The organism is Myxococcus vastator (genome assembly GCF_010894475.1).
GTDB classification, from domain to species: Bacteria; Myxococcota; Myxococcia; order Myxococcales; family Myxococcaceae; genus Myxococcus; species Myxococcus vastator.
The window spans coordinates 14,488-29,101 of sequence record NZ_JAAIYB010000001.1 but is presented as its reverse complement, the minus strand read 5'-3'; the positions used below and the strand labels follow the sequence as shown (position 1 = coordinate 29,101).

Below are 14,614 nucleotides of genomic sequence, written 5' to 3'. Positions count from 1 at the left end.
TCCTCGACCGCCGGCGCTGGAGCAGATGGCGCAGCGGGTCCTGTCCGACGCTTCGAACATGGGCGAAGCGCTGGTCAGCGGGGTCCGGATGGTCTTCTGTGCCCTCATCCTGGCGCGATTCCTGGCGCTGGGCGGAGCCCACGCCGAGGGCGGCGCCGCGGCGGCCTGGCTCCAGCTTCCCCTGCTGCTGGGCAGCATCGCGGTGTCGGCGATGGCGCTGTGGGCGGCCCGGCGGCGGATGTTTGGCGCGAAGCTGCTCGTGGCCTCCACGGTGCTGGACGCCGTCTTCGCCCATGCGTCCCTCCTCTCCACGGTGCTCTGGCATGGCCCTCACTACACCGGACTGCTGCGAATGCCGGACCCCGCGGCGGCCATCGCGGTGGCCTTCATCACCGCGCTGCGGCTGTCGCCCTCGGCCGCGTGGATTGGGACGGCGGCCAACCTCCTGTTGATGGGGGGCCTGACGGCGGTCGACTTCCACGTCAATGCCGGGAAGGCCACCTACGGGGCGAAGGAGCTGCTGCTCCTGTTCATCTTCATCGGCAGCGCGGGCGTCTTCGCCTCGGTGATTTGTGGCATCGCACGGCGGCTGGTCCTCGATGCCGGGACCGCGAGCGCCCACATCGAGCGCGCGCGCACGAACCTGCGCGCGCTGCTGCGCGAGCACCACGACGTGCGCACGTTGCTGTCCGCGGCGAGGCTGCGCGCCGACCTCCTCCTCCGCGAGCCCATGGGCGCCAGCGCGCCCGGCCATGCGAGCGCCCTGGTCCAGGACCTGGGTGAGCTGACCCGCTTCATCGAGAGCGTGAAGACCCGGACGCTGGGCGAGCTGACCCTGATTGAAGATGCGACGGCGGTGAACGTGAGCGCCACCCTGCGCCGCGCCGTGGAGGTCGTCCAGACGAGGTTCGCCCGGGTCCGGTTCGAGCTGGAAGGAACAGCGGGCCTGGCGCGTGCCGCCAACGACGTCTGCGTCCGCATTGTCGGCGGAGAGCGCGGGCTCACGCACGTGGTCACCAACCTGTTCGTGAACGCCTGTGAAGGCGATGGCCGGCAAGGCGCGCGCACGGTTCGAATCAGCGTGGCTCCGAACCCGGCGCTGCACCGCGTCCTGCTCAGCGTGAGCGATGACGGACCGGGCTTCCAGCCAGGGTTGCTGGAGGGGGAGCGCCTCCGAGGCGGCACGACCAAGCCAGAGGGGTCTGGACTGGGCATGCTCCTGGTGAGCGGGCTCGTCGAGGCAAGCGGCGGCACCTTGCGCGCCTGCAACCCGCCCGAGGGAGGCGCACGGGTCGAAGTCACGCTGCCCTCCAGCGGGTAGCTCCGCGGGCCCCTCCCCGCTCCTCCGCGGCGGGCTCCACCTCGCAGACAGGCGCCACGGACGGCCGGCGCAACCGCCAAACGTGAGCGAGCCCCAGCCCCAGGTTCGCCACCAGCCACAAGGCCATGGGCCCGCGGTTGTCCTGGTCGAATGAGGGCAAGAGCTTGAGCACCAGCGCGAGCAGCGAGCCCGCCACGAGCAGCCAGACGCATCCGCGTGCCCAGCGCTCCGCGCGCTCGCTGCCAGACATCATGAGGATGCCCAGCGGCAGCAACCCGAGGGCAAGCGGATTGGCAAACAGCAGGTTCTCGTTGCGCTGCATGACGTCGAGCCTGGAGAACAGCATCAACCCACCCAGCGCCACGCCCGCCGCGCCGAGCGTGAGCCCGAACACGGCGTGGTAGAGGCCGAAGAGAACCTGGAACATCCGGTGCCTGCCGCGCCCGCGCAGGAACGCGAGGATGACGGCCAGGGCCGCGACGCCGCCACCAGGTCCCCAGGCGGCGGCCCCCTCCCAGCCGGCGCCGACAGGAGCGGACCCGTCAATGGATGGGGACGCGCCCTCCTCGCGCGTCACCAACGGGATGCGCCTGCCGGAGCCATCCACGTAGGACACCCCCATGAGCAGCCTGGCGAGCTCCCGAGGAAGGAAGGCCGCCTCCCATTGGGTCGCGGGCGCGTCCACGGCGTCGTTCAGCCAGGACATCAGGAGCAGCTCCGACACCGGCTGCGTCTGGAGGTATCGCCGGAGGAGCGCTCGCTGGGTGGCGCGCGCCGGCTCCGTGAGCGCATCCCGGAGCGCGCCACCCAAGGCCTCATCAAGGACATCCCGCACACGCGTCGCACAGTTGTCCCTGAGCGGGTGATAGGCATATTCACGCGAGGCGGGCTGGACATCACGCTCCAGCCGCGCCAGGAGCCGCTGACGCTGCGCCACCGTGAGCGACAGGTCCTGCACGTCAATGGACCGCGCCAGCGCGCGATACAGCAGGAAGGTCCGCTCCACGGACAGGCGCGCCGCCCAGAACGTCGGCTGGCCCAGGAGGAAGCGGACCGGCCCCCCATTCGCGATGGACGTCGTGCCATAGCTGTAGAGGAGACCTGTCTTCAGGCGCGTGTCCTCGACCCACAGCGCGCTGTGGCCGAAGCGCTGGTGCAGGTCCGCGCCGGGGCCAATGGTCACCAGCCGGATGCGCAGGGACTCTGGATGCCCGCCAAAGCCCTCGGGTGGGAGCGCGGCGAACGCCGCCGCGCGGAACAGGGCCACGACCAGGATGAGCACCGCGTGTCTCGCCATCCCAGCGCAATGCCCCACGCCCGCGGGGTCCGGGCAGTGCAAAAAGATTGGCAGTGTTCACGCGAAGCCCGTCAAGGCAGGGTCCCTATCGGCTCGCGGGCCTCGTGCACCGAGTCAATGACACACACCCATCTCCGAATTGGCATGGAGAAGTCCCACATGAACACGACCCACACGCCGAACATGTACTCCAGGCGCTTCGCGGCGGCCTTCACGGCAACCCTGGCCGTCGCCCTGCTCGTCATGACTCCTGGCAAGGCACACGCCGTGGATGGTGACCGGCAGGTGACGCACCTTCGTGTCCGCATCGTCACCGGAGGCGACGACCTGCGCCAGGCGAGCAACGCCTTCGCCGAGTTCAGCTACACGGCGCTCAATGGCAGCCACGTCTCCATCAGCCAGAACCTGAACAACGGCGTGAGCTGGCCCAACGGGTCGACGCGCACCGTGGACGTCGAGCTCCCCGCGCTCGTCCTCTACAGCAACATGCGCGAGTTCGCGATCCGGTTTCAATCCGGGCAGTCGAACCCCTTTGATACCGGTGACAACTGGAACCTGAACGACATCCGGGTCACCGCCATCCTGGACGACGGGACGGAGACCCTCATCGTGCAGGACTCGGGCAACCCCTACTACCGCTTCAAGAGCGACGTGAACACCCGGCGAGCCTGGGTGCTCTGACGTCGGCGTGGGGACGGCTCGGTCGCTTCGAGCGGTCCCCCAGGCACCCCGCTGACCGTGGGCCGAGCCGTGGTACCGTGTGGCTTCTCCCGCGGTCCGTCATTCCCACCGGTGCGACTCTTCTCCTTTTCGATGCTCATCGGGCTCGGCGCGGTGCTGGGCCATCTGTACCTGTACCGTCGGCTGGTCCGGCCCCTGCTGCCTGGCCGCCTGCCCCGGCTGCTGGCGCTGGCCGTGCTCGTCGCGATGACGGGCGTGATGGGGAACCGGCGCACCGTGCTGGACCTGCTTCCGGAGCGCGCCGAGGGGCTGTTCACCATGGCGGTGTACACGTGGATGGGCGTGGCGCTCTGCCTCGTCATCGCCCTGCTCCTGACGGACGTGGGCCAGGGACTCGCGGCCCTGACCCGGCGGCTGCGGCCTCACGCCCCGCCCGCGCCTGGCACACCCGCGCCCAGCGCCACCGTGGACGAAGAGCGGCGGCGCTTCCTGGGGCAGGCCGTGGCGGGCAGCGCCTTCATCGCGGGCGGCGGACTGGCCACCTATGGAAGCTGGCGTGCCTTCTCACCGCCGCTCGTCACCGAGCTGGCCGTGAGGGTTCCCAAGCTGCCCAAGGCGCTGGACGGGCTCACCATCGTGCAGCTCACCGACATCCACGTGGGCCACTTCATCCAGCGCCGCTACATGGACGCGCTCGTTCAACAGGCCAACGCGCTGAAGCCCGACCTGTTCGCCATCACGGGAGACCTGGTGGACGGTGACGTGGCTTCGCTCGGTGGCCACGTCGCCGCGCTCGCGGCGCTGAAGTCCCGCTACGGCAGCTACTTCGTCACCGGCAATCACGACTACTACTCAGGAGACGAGGCGTGGGCCGCGTTCCTGGAGTCGCTCGGCATCGAGGTGCTGCGCAACCGGCACGTGCGCGTCGGTGACAAGGGCGCCTCCTTCGACCTGGTGGGCGTGGACGACTGGAGCGGCGGCCGGCGGCGCAACAAGAAGGGCTACGACCTGGACCAGGCGCTCGCGGGGCGGAATCCCGACCGCGCCGCGGTGCTGCTGGCGCACCAGCCGGCGAACTTCAAGGTGGCGGCCGAACGCGGCGTGGACCTGCAGATTTCGGGGCACACCCACGGTGGACAGCTCATGCCCATGACCCTGCTGATTGGTCTGGCGTGGGAGCACTCCACGGGGCTGTACGCGCACGGTGACTCGAACATCTACGTCAGCCGAGGCTGCGGCTTCTGGGGACCGCCCATGCGCGTCGGCAGCCCGCCGGAGCTGGTGAAGCTCGTGCTGACGACATGACGCACCGGGACATCCGGTGCGCGGCCTGCCTGCTCACCGGGGAGCAGGCCATCGGGCGAAGGGCCCCGGCGGCCTGACTTCGGGTATGCTCCCCGCCAAATCAGGACCCGTAGGGTGGGTCCTCCAAAAATCTTGAGAGGCACACATATGAAGCGCCTGGGAAAAGTCGGTCTGCTGGTCGGAGCGCTCGCGCTGGGTGGTGCCGTCGTCGGGTGTAAGGCCGAGGACGACACCGCGAAGAAGCACCGCATCGCCGGCACCAACCACCTGAGCAAGAAGGAGTTCAAGGAAGCCGCCGCGGCCTACGCGCTGTCGCTCCAGGCGGACCCCAAGCAGGAGAAGGTCTGGGAGAAGAAGGCCTTCGCCCACATGCAGCTGGGGCAGATGAACGAGGCCTCCGAGGCCGTCCTGAAGATGGGCGAGTTCAAGACGACGCCCGCGGAGAAGGCGGAGATCTACCGGACGCTGGCCAGCATGCACATGACCGGCGGCACCACCGAGGAGGCCGAGAAGTACTTCAACGAGGCCCTCAAGCTGGAGCCGAAGGACGAGGCGTCGCTGGGGTGGATCGCGGAGATCTACGCGCAGCGCGGCGGCGCCCGCTCCATGGGTGCGCCCATCATCAAGGAGTCCCTGGAGAAGTCGCTCAGCTATTACGACCAGGTCATCGCCCTCAACCCCAACTCCGCCAACACCTATCTCAACAAGCGCGTGGTGATGGGCCGGCTGATGGAGTTCGAGCGGCAGCAGAAGGAGATGGCGCTCTCCGAGGTGGCTGAGAACGCGAAGAACAAGGAAGTCGTCGCCGAAGCGACCGCCCGCGCCGAGGAGCACCAGAAGCGCATGGACGCGTACCAGGTGCAGTTCGCGGAGATGACGAAGAAGTTCGGTGAGGCACAGAAGGCCGCGAAGGCGGCGGCGCCCGCGCCGTAACCCACCGCGACCTTCTGGACAGTCCACAGGGGCCTGGGACCGCGAGCCGGTTCCGGGCCCTTCGTGTTTCAGCCTATGGCGGCCCGCTGAATTTTTGGCCCGCGGTCCAGGGCTCGCTGACCTAACCTGCGCCGCCTCAACGACTCGAGGAGAAGAACCATGGACGTCCGCGCAGCGGTAGCGCTCGAGGCAGGCAAGCCCTTGAGCATCGAAACGGTGCAGCTCGAAGGCCCCAAGGCGGGCGAAGTGCTCGTCGAGCTGAAGGCCACCGGCCTCTGCCACACGGATGACTTCACCATGTCCGGACAGGATCCGGAGGGGTTGTTCCCCGCCATCATGGGCCACGAGGGCGCCGGCATCATCGTGGACGTGGGGCCCGGCGTCACGTCGGTGAAGAAGGGCGACCACGTCATCCCGCTCTACACGCCCGAGTGCCGTCAGTGTAAGTCGTGCCTGTCCCAGAAGACGAACCTGTGCACGGCCATCCGCGCCACGCAGGGCAAGGGCCTGATGCCGGACGGCACCAGCCGCTTCAGCCTGCACGGCAAGCCGGTGCACCACTACATGGGCACGTCCACCTTCGCGCAGTTCACGGTGCTGCCGGAGATCGCCGTCGCGAAGATTCGCGAGGACGCCCCCTTCGACAAGGTCTGCTACATCGGCTGCGGCGTGACGACGGGCATTGGCGCCGTCGTGTACACGGCGAAGGTGGAGGCCGGCGCCAAGGTGGTGGTGTTCGGCCTGGGTGGCATCGGCCTGAACGTGGTGCAGGCGGCCCGCATGGTGGGCGCGGACATGATTGTCGGCGTGGACATCAACAACGGCCGCAAGGCGATGGCGGAGAAGTTCGGCCTCACCCACTTCGTCAACCCGAAGGAGCTTGGCGAGGACCTGGTGCCGTACCTCGTCAACCTCACGGGCGGCGGCGCGGACTACAGCTTCGAGTGCATTGGCAACGTGAACACCATGCGCCAGGCGCTGGAGTGCTGCCACCGCGGCTGGGGTGAGAGCATCATCATCGGCGTGGCCGGCGCGGGGCAGGAGATCCGCACCCGTCCGTTCCAGCTCGTCACCGGGCGCGTGTGGAAGGGCAGCGCCTTCGGCGGCGCGCGTGGCCGCACGGACGTGCCACAGATTGTCGACTGGTACATGAACGGGAAGATCAACGTCGACGACCTCATCACCCACACGCTGAAGCTCGAGGACATCAACAAGGGCTTCGACCTGATGCACCGCGGAGAGTCCATCCGCAGCGTGGTGAAGTACTCATGACGGCGGCCCCCACCCTGCTGAGCGAGCACCGCTCCCATGGGGGCACCGTCGGCTTCTACCGGCATGCCTCCGAGGCGTGCGGCGGCGACATGCGCTTCGGCATCTTCGCTCCGCCCCAGGCGCGGGAGCGGAAGGTGCCGGTGCTCTACTACCTCGCCGGGCTCACGTGCACCGAGGAGACCTTCCTCATCAAGGGCGGCGCCCAGCGCGTGGCCGCGGAGCTGGGGCTGATGCTGGTGGCCCCGGACACCAGTCCGCGTGGCGCGGGCTATGCGGGCGAGGAGGCGTCGTGGGACTTCGGCGTGGGTGCGGGCTTCTACCTGGATGCCACGCAGCAGCCGTGGTCGGCGCGCTACCGCATGGGGACGTACATCACCCGGGAGCTGCCGGCGCTCATCGCCGCGCACTTCCCCGCCCAGGCGGACCGTGAGGGCATCTTCGGGCACTCCATGGGCGGCCACGGCGCGTTGGTGACGGCGCTGCGCAACCCGGGGCGCTACCGCTCCGTGTCCGCGTTCGCGCCCATCGCCGCGCCCATGCGCGTGCCCTGGGGCCAGAAGGCCTTCACCGGCTACCTGGGCGACAATCAGGAGGCTTGGCGGGACTACGACGCCACGGAGCTGCTGCGGTCCAGCAAGGTCCGCCTGCCACCGCTGCTGGTGGACCAGGGAACGACGGACAAGTTCCTCGCGGAACAGCTCCGGCCGGAGCTGCTGCGCGAGGCCTGCGACGCGGTGGGCCAGCCCCTCACGCTGCGCATCCAGGAAGGGTACGACCATGGCTACTACTTCGTCTCCACCTTCATGGAGGACCACCTCCGCCACCACGCCGCGCTGCTGAACGCGTAGGCGAAACGCCAGTCCTTCGCTTCGAGCCCCGTGCGCGCGGTGACGGCGTATGTCCACTGTCGCCACGGGGCCCACGCCGTCATCGAACAGGACCGCGCTGGCGGCTCGACGATTCGCCGCGCGACGCCCGGCTTAGCGCCGCCGCCTGCCTCCGCCCGCGAGCACCATCAGGATTCCGCCCACCAACGCCGCGCCGCCACCCGCCAGATACAGCGTGGTGCGGTCCGTGTTCCGGCCGGTGAACAACTCAGTGGCCCGCTCCGCGAGCGAGTCCCGGGCCTTGAGCCCAGACCACAGCAAAACGGCGCCCGCGATGGCGAGCATGACACCCAGCAACCGGACGACGCTCACGTTGCCTCCTGAAGTCGCGGGCCCCATGAAGATGAGGCCCGCGTCGGTCTCAGCGCTTCTTGCGCCCCGAAGGCGCCTTCTTCTTCGCGGCGGTCCCCGAAGCCTTCGCTGACTTCGCGGCGCGCGCCACGGACGGCTTCGCGGCCTTCTTCGACGGCGCCTTCGCCTTCGGCTTGGACGCGGCCACCTTGGTGGCCTTCGCCGCCCGAGCAGGCACGGCCTTCTTCGCCTTGGCCGTGGCCTTCTTGGGCTTCTCGGCCTTCTTGGCCTTCTTGGCGGTGGCCTTCCTGGCGCTTCCAGCCGGGGTCTTCTTCCGCGCGGGGGGCCGCGCCGCCTTCACCACGGCCTTCTTCCGCGTCGCCTTCCGCTTCGGCGCGGCCACCGCGGACGCAGCCTCGGCGGGCGCGGGCGTCTCAACGGCCACAGGCGCGGCCCGAACGGGCTCCGGCGTCGTCTGCGGGGGCGCCTCCGTCACGGGCTTGTCGTGGGCCCGCTCAGGCGCGGCCCGGACGGGCTCCGGCGCCGTCTGCAGGGGCGCCGCCGTCACGGGCTTGTCGTGGGCCCGCTGGGGCGCTTCGACGGGCGCCTCGGGCTGAGCAGGGCGCGGGGGCTCCATCGAGAAGGCCTTGTCGTCCTCGGACTCGCCCCTGGGCTTGGGCGCGGGGAACCGGGGTCCCGGTCCGCCCCGCGGCTTCTGCTTCTGGAACGACCGGCCGTGGGAGGCGCCTCGGGCTTCGGGCCCAGGCTGACGCTGGGACGCCAACGCGCGAATCCGGTCGAACCCCGGGTGCGGAGACCGGGCGGCGTCATCCCCTGTCGGCACTTCCCATGGCGCGGGCGCGGGAGGCGCTTCGGGCGGAAGCGGCTCGGCCGTTTCGGCGGACACAGGCGCCGGTGCCTGCGGCTCCGGGCGGATGAACGTCCTGCGCTTGGGCCACGCGGGCGACTCGGAGCGTGGAGGCTCCTGTCCTTCCGGTGCCCTGGGCGGGAACCGAGGCTCCTTCCGGTGCGGTGCGGCCTCCTCACGACGGCCCTCGCGGGAGAAGCGCCCACGGGGACGTCCCGAGCCTGTCTCCTCGCGAGGCTCCTGGGGCGCGGGCGCGCCCCGGCCCGCGGCGGCTTCGTGTTCGCGGCGGCCCGGGCGCCCTGCCCGCTCCCGCCGCTCATCCCGCTCGCGGCGCGGTGGCGCCTCGGCCGTCCACGCCCGACGCCGCTGCGGCTGCTCGCCCCGAGTCGCGACACGGGTCAGCAGCGCCTCGCCCTCGAACTGGAGCGCCTCGAAGTCGATCTTCTTCGCCGTCACGTTCACGGACGTCAGCCGCACCCGCAGCTTCTGTCCCACGCGCACCCGGCGGCCATTCGCGTACACCAGGGAGTGCGTCAGCTTGTCCAGCTTCGCCCCCGGCCCCAGCGTCTCCGCCTTCACCAGGCCTTCGACGTGCACCTCGTCCAGCTCGACGAAGAAGCCGAAGTCGGTGATGGCCGCCACGGTGGCGGCGAACTCCTCGCCCACGCGGTCCTTCATCAACAGGCACGCGTAGAAGGACACCACCTCCCGCTCGACCTGCATCGCCGCGCGCTCGCGCTCGGAGCACTGCGCGGACATGTCCTCGAGCTGGTCCTCCTCGCGCTCCAGCATCGACGGGGTTGGCTTGCGCCCCTTCCGCGCCCAGTGCGCCTTGAGCAGCCGGTGCACCAGCAGGTCCGGGTAGCGGCGGATGGGCGACGTGAAGTGCAGGTAGTGCTCGGCGGCCAGGCCGTAGTGGCCCACGCGCGACGACGTGTACACGGCCTGCATCATGGAGCGCAGCAGGAGCTGGTTCAGCGCCCGCTGCTCCGGGTGGCCCTGGAGCTGGCTGACGAAGGCATCCAGCTCCTTCGACGACACGCCGTCCTCGACGCGCATCTTGAAGCCATAGGCCTCCGCCAGCGCGGCGAAGGTGGCCAGCTTCTCCGGGTCCGGCTCGCCGTGGAACCGGTACACCGTGGGCAGGCCCTCGTCCTGGAAGAAGGTCGCCACCGCCTCGTTGGCGGCGAGCATGCATTCCTCGATGAGCCGGTGGCTGTCCTTGCGCTCGCGCTTGTCCATGCGCGCGGGCAGGCCTTCCTCGTCCAGCACCACCTTGTGCTCGGGCAGGTCGAAGTCGATGGCGCCGCGCTCCTTGCGCATCTTCATCAGCGCGCGGGCCAGCGACATCAGCCGCTCGAAGTGGGGCTTGTGCGCGTTGCGGTGCGGCACGTCCTTGCCGTCGAGGACGTCCTGCACCTCGTTGTACGTGCACCGCGCGACGCTGCGCATCACCGCCGGATACAAGTCGTAGGAGCGGCGGTGGCCCCGGCGGTCGAACGTCAGGTCCGCCACCATGCACAGCCGGTCCTCGTCCGGGCGCAGGGAGCAGATGCCGTTGCTCAGCCGCTCCGGCAGCATGGGCAGCACCCGGTCCGGCAGGTACACGGACGTGGCGCGCCGCAGCGCCTCCGTGTTGAGCGCGCTGCCTTCCCACACGTAGTGCGTCACGTCCGCGATGGCCACCACCAGCCGCCACCCGTCCGCGCGCTCCTCCACGTAGACAGCGTCGTCGAAGTCGCGCGCGTCCTCACCGTCGATGGTGATGAGGGGCATGGCGCGCAGGTCGCGCCGGTCCTCGCCGCGGGCCTCTTCCTCCGACACCGTCACCGCGTAGCGGTCCGCCTCGCCCATGACCTCCGGCGGGAACTCGTCGGAGAAGCCCTGCGAGTAGGCGACGCCCAGCACCTCGGAGCTCGGCGTGCCGGGCTTGCCCAGGGAGCCGGCCACCTCGCCGTGCAGCCCCCGGTCCGGGTCCAGCATCTGGGCACCGATGCCCAGCTGGACCTTGACCAGGTCCCCCTCGCGCGCCATCTGCGTCAGCGGCACGCGGATGGGGCCGGGCAGGCTCGAATCCGTGGGGTACACCACGGCGTAGCGGCCCTTCACGACGTAGGTGCCCACCGCCAGCTCGCGACGGCGCTGCACCACCCGGATGATCCGGCCCTCCAGGCGCGGAGGCCGCCCCGAGACAGCCACCACCACCCGGTCATTGTCGAGCGCGCGCTGGGCCTCGTGCGGCGGCAGGAAGACGTTGTCCCCTCCTTCGGCCGACAGCGGATGCACGAAGCCGAAGCCATCCCGGTGGACGTGGAGGATGCCTTCCAGCAGGCCATCACCTTCGGCCTCGCTGGCGCTGCCCCGGCGGCCGGGCCACTGCGCCCGCTCCTGTCGGAAGCCCCCTCCGTGCTTCGAGGCGCCCCGGCGATCACTCCCCGGGCCCCGCTCCTGCCAACCCGCGCGCTTGCCGCGCGCCCCCGGCTCAGGCCGACGGCCCGCGAAGCCGCCAGGGCCCGCCGCACGCGGTCCGGCCTGCCGTGGCCCTCGATTCGGACCGCCTTCGGGGGGCCCTTCGACGCCGCGCTGACGCCAGGCATCGGGAGCGCCCTGCTCCTTTGCACGCACGTCGGTTTCGCGCCGTGACGGCTGCCGGGGCACGAAGCGCTTGCCGTCCTTGAGGATGTCGCCCTGACGGACGAGCTCGCGCAGGGCGCGCTTGAGCTCCGTCTGTTGTCCAGGGTGCAGGCCCGCGAGCCGGAGGAGCTCCTTGATGCCCAGCGGGTGGTCTGCGTCAGAGAGGATCTGCTTGAGGTGTTCTGGAGAAAGGCTCACGGTGGGGTCGCGGCTCGGCCGCTACGGGAACGGGTAAGCCCGAAGCGGCCGAACGGGAACCCCCCGGCGACCGGCCGCCCCCCGGAACCTGCTCCGGGCGGCGCCCCTCAGGGCTTGACCGTGACGTTGATTTTGAAGGAGCGGTCCACCAGGCCAGGCGACAGCGCCTTGGCCAGGAAGAACTCCACCTCGAAGGTGCCCGGGTTGCGAGGGGTGAAGAAGAACTCGCGGGTGCCGGGACCGTCCTCGGGCGCGGGCTCGAAGTTGGCTTCGCGCAGGCCCACGCGCTTGGCCACCGTGGGCTCGATGGCCCAGGTGAAGCCGGGATGTTCGGGCAGGCGCACGGTGAGGCCGTGGTTGAGGCGCACGTCCACGGACGCGGGAACCTCTCCCTCGATGTGCACCAGCTCCATCTCGTCGCGGGACACGGCGCGCGCTTCGGACGGACGCGGCTCCACGTTCTCCGCGTGGATGCGGCCACCCCAGCCGGACGTCTTGTCGACGACGCCCTGCACCTGGAGCGTGTGCCCCACGTGCTTGCGCAGGGCCTTGGTGGCGAACTTGCCCTCGATGATGAATGACACCTGCTGGCGCGTGCCGCCGTTGGACACGACGAGCACGAACTCCTCGCCCGTCATCTCCAGGTTGCCGCGCACGCCCGCGAAGCCCTTGATGCCCGCGCCCATGCCGGCCGCCGTCACCATGGAGACCTCGCCGGGCGACAGGTAGCGCAGCCGCGCCTCTGTCTCCACCGGGGTGGCTTCCACCACCTCGGCGTCCGGCTTCTTCGCCGAGTACTTGCGCACGTCCACCACGCCAGCGTGGTTGGTCGTCTTGCGGATCAGTCCGCTGACGGAGACCTTGTGGTCCAGGTAGGCCGGGAGCACTTCCTGATCCGGGCCCTGGAGGAGGAAGGTCAGCTCGCGCTTGTCGCGTCCGACGACCACCAGGTGCGGCATGTCGTTGGTGACCACCAGGCGGCCCTTGAGGCTGCCCTCGCCCGTGACGCCGCGGCCTTCGCCGGCCGTCAGCAACTGCTCCATCTCACGCTTGGTGAGCGGCTCGCCCGGGGGCGGGAGCTTGGTGGCGCGAGGACGGGGCCTCTCCACCGGCGGAGCGGAGGGTACCGCGCTCGCCTTTCCCGTCTTGGCGCCCGCGGCGGACTTCGTCGCGGGAGGCGCCTTCGCCGGAGGTGCCTTCGGGGCCTTCGCGGCCGGTGGCGCCGCCTTGGCGGCCGAGGCCGTCTTCCCAGCGGGCGCGGCCTTCTTCGCGGTGGCCTTCTCCTGCACGGCCTTCTTCACCGCGCTCTTGGCCCCCTTCGTTACGTCCGATGCCGCTTTCGCCAATTTCGTCGCCGCCTTCGCCGCCCGCTTGGAGGCGTTCTTGATCAGATCCAGCCGGGCAGCGGAGTTCTTCTTCGCAGCGGGCTTTGCGCCAGCCTTGCCAGCGGGAGTCGTCTTCTTGGCCCCGGACTTGGGCTTGGCCATCGACGCAGTCTCCTTGAGAGGTCCCGTGTCCTTTCAACGGGTTGGCGGACCTACCCAGAGGGCAGGCAAGCCTCGCGATCACCGTTGCTTGTAACGATGATCAGGTAGGCTGTCAAACTAACACTTGATTATCTCACGGACTTTGTTCGTGAACGTGTCGAAGCCACAGGGCCACGGCATGGCTATAAGCCGGACATGAACGACTCCGCCACATTGCTGCCGGAAGAAGAAGCCCGGTCGCGGATCCTGGCCCTGTGCGCGCCCCTTCCCAGCGAATGGCTGCCCCTGGATGACGCCCTGGGACGCGTGCTCGCCGCGGACGTGACGGCGCAGCGGACGCTCCCTCCCTGGGACAACTCGGCCATGGACGGCTACGCGGTGCGCAGCGCGGACCTGGCGGGTCCCCTGCCCGTCCGGCTCGACGTCGGGGAGACCCTCTACGCGGGCGCGGCGGGCCACCGTGCGCTGGTCCCCGGGGTGTGCGCTCGCATCATGACGGGCGCGCCCCTCCCCGCGGGCGCGGATGCGGTGGTGATGCGGGAGCGGACGCGGCCCGTGGGCCAGGGCGGCGCGGATCAGGTCGACGTCCTCGAAGCGGTGGCCCCGGGACAGTTCGTGCGGCCCCGGGGAGAGGACGCACGGGAGGGGCAGCTGCTGCTGGCACGCGGCACGCCGCTGGGCATCCCCGAGCTGGGCCTCCTCTGGGCCCAGGGCCGACAGAGCGTGCCCGTGTCGCGCGCACCGCGGGTGGCCATCCTCTCCACGGGCGACGAGCTGTGCCACGCGGACGAGCCACCCGACGGCCGCATCGTGGACACCAATGCGCCGTCACTGGCGCTGGCGGTCCGCCGCGCGGGCGGCCTCCCCACGCGGCTGGGCATCGCTCGGGACACGCGCGACGCCGTGCTGTCCGCCCTCTCCCAGTTGGACGGGTTCGACGTGGTGCTCACCAGCGCGGGCGTGTCCGTGGGCGAGCGCGACTACGTGAAGGAAGTGCTGGCCGCGCTGGGCGTGGAGCAGCACTTCTGGCGCGTCGCCATCAAGCCAGGAAAGCCGCTGGTGGTGGGCCGTCGTGGCGCCACGCTCTTCTTCGGACTTCCGGGCAATCCCACGTCTTCCCTGGTGACGTTCGAGCTCTTCGTGCGCCCGGCCCTGCGCAAGCTGCTAGGGCATGCGCAGGTGGGGCCCGGACGCGTGGCCGGCCGCCTGGAAGGCAAGCTGGCCAAGGCCTCGGGGCTGGCGCATTTCGTCCGCGTCACGGCTGCCTGGCGAGAAGGCAACCTGTGGGCCCGTCCCCTGCCGACACAAACGTCGGGTGCCCTGCGTTCTGCGGCGGCGGCCACGCATCTGCTGCACTTCCCCCGGGAAGCCAGCAGCTTGACGGAGGGGGACGCGGTAGAACTGCTTCCGCTCTCATGGGTGGCCTGAGGAACGAAGGAC

General features: G+C 70.2%; 11 protein-coding genes. 7 read left to right on the top strand and 4 right to left on the bottom strand.

The window, feature by feature from the left end; all coding sequences use genetic code 11:
- Positions 1-25 precede the first annotated feature (25 nt).
- Complete coding sequence (locus G4D87_RS00135) at positions 26-1,321, top strand: sensor histidine kinase (protein ID WP_240357884.1); 1,296 nt, start codon at positions 26-28, stop codon at positions 1,319-1,321.
- On the opposite strand, the gene G4D87_RS00130 is transcribed toward G4D87_RS00135, so the two are convergent.
- Positions 1,299-2,618, bottom strand: coding sequence for a lipoprotein N-acyltransferase Lnb domain-containing protein (locus tag G4D87_RS00130; RefSeq protein WP_163777036.1), 1,320 nt, complete (start codon positions 2,616-2,618; stop codon positions 1,299-1,301). The genes G4D87_RS00135 and G4D87_RS00130 overlap by 23 nt on opposite strands.
- A gap of 159 nt (positions 2,619-2,777) precedes the next feature.
- Here G4D87_RS00130 and G4D87_RS00125 point away from each other — a divergent pair, with 159 nt between their 5' ends.
- From G4D87_RS00125 to fghA, 5 genes are all read left to right on the top strand, one after another.
- Entirely contained in the window at positions 2,778-3,299 is a 522-nt protein-coding gene (locus G4D87_RS00125; protein WP_176409113.1) for a hypothetical protein, read from the top strand.
- A 132-nt stretch (positions 3,300-3,431) separates the two neighbouring features.
- Positions 3,432-4,604: a metallophosphoesterase gene (locus G4D87_RS00120; RefSeq protein WP_163777084.1), complete on the top strand. Its 1,173-nt coding sequence runs from the start codon at positions 3,432-3,434 to the stop codon at positions 4,602-4,604.
- Between the two features lie 147 nt (positions 4,605-4,751).
- Complete coding sequence (locus tag G4D87_RS00115) at positions 4,752-5,537, top strand: tetratricopeptide repeat protein (protein ID WP_163777032.1); 786 nt, start codon at positions 4,752-4,754, stop codon at positions 5,535-5,537.
- Positions 5,538-5,696: 159 nt separating this feature from the next.
- Positions 5,697-6,809: an S-(hydroxymethyl)glutathione dehydrogenase/class III alcohol dehydrogenase gene (locus G4D87_RS00110; protein WP_163777030.1), complete on the top strand. Its 1,113-nt coding sequence runs from the start codon at positions 5,697-5,699 to the stop codon at positions 6,807-6,809.
- Positions 6,806-7,657 carry an S-formylglutathione hydrolase gene (gene fghA, locus G4D87_RS00105; protein ID WP_163777028.1) on the top strand — a complete coding sequence of 284 codons (852 nt, stop codon included), beginning with the start codon at positions 6,806-6,808 and terminating at the stop codon, positions 7,655-7,657. Before G4D87_RS00110 ends, fghA begins: the two co-directional genes overlap by 4 nt.
- 132 nt (positions 7,658-7,789) lie before the next feature.
- Here fghA and G4D87_RS00100 read toward each other — a convergent pair whose 3' ends face one another.
- From G4D87_RS00100 to G4D87_RS00090, 3 genes are all read right to left on the bottom strand, one after another.
- Complete coding sequence (locus G4D87_RS00100; protein WP_163777026.1) at positions 7,790-8,008, bottom strand: DUF3185 family protein; 219 nt, start codon at positions 8,006-8,008, stop codon at positions 7,790-7,792.
- Positions 8,009-8,057: 49 nt separating this feature from the next.
- Positions 8,058-11,687: a ribonuclease R gene (gene rnr / locus G4D87_RS00095; protein ID WP_163777024.1), complete on the bottom strand. Its 3,630-nt coding sequence runs from the start codon at positions 11,685-11,687 to the stop codon at positions 8,058-8,060.
- A 107-nt stretch (positions 11,688-11,794) separates the two neighbouring features.
- Positions 11,795-13,174, bottom strand: coding sequence for a protease inhibitor I42 family protein (locus G4D87_RS00090; protein WP_163777021.1), 1,380 nt, complete (start codon positions 13,172-13,174; stop codon positions 11,795-11,797).
- 195 nt (positions 13,175-13,369) lie between these two features.
- Here G4D87_RS00090 and G4D87_RS00085 point away from each other — a divergent pair, with 195 nt between their 5' ends.
- Positions 13,370-14,602 (top strand): molybdopterin molybdotransferase MoeA, encoded by a 1,233-nt coding sequence (locus G4D87_RS00085; protein WP_163777020.1) that lies wholly within the window; start codon positions 13,370-13,372, stop codon positions 14,600-14,602.
- Positions 14,603-14,614 lie beyond the last annotated feature (12 nt).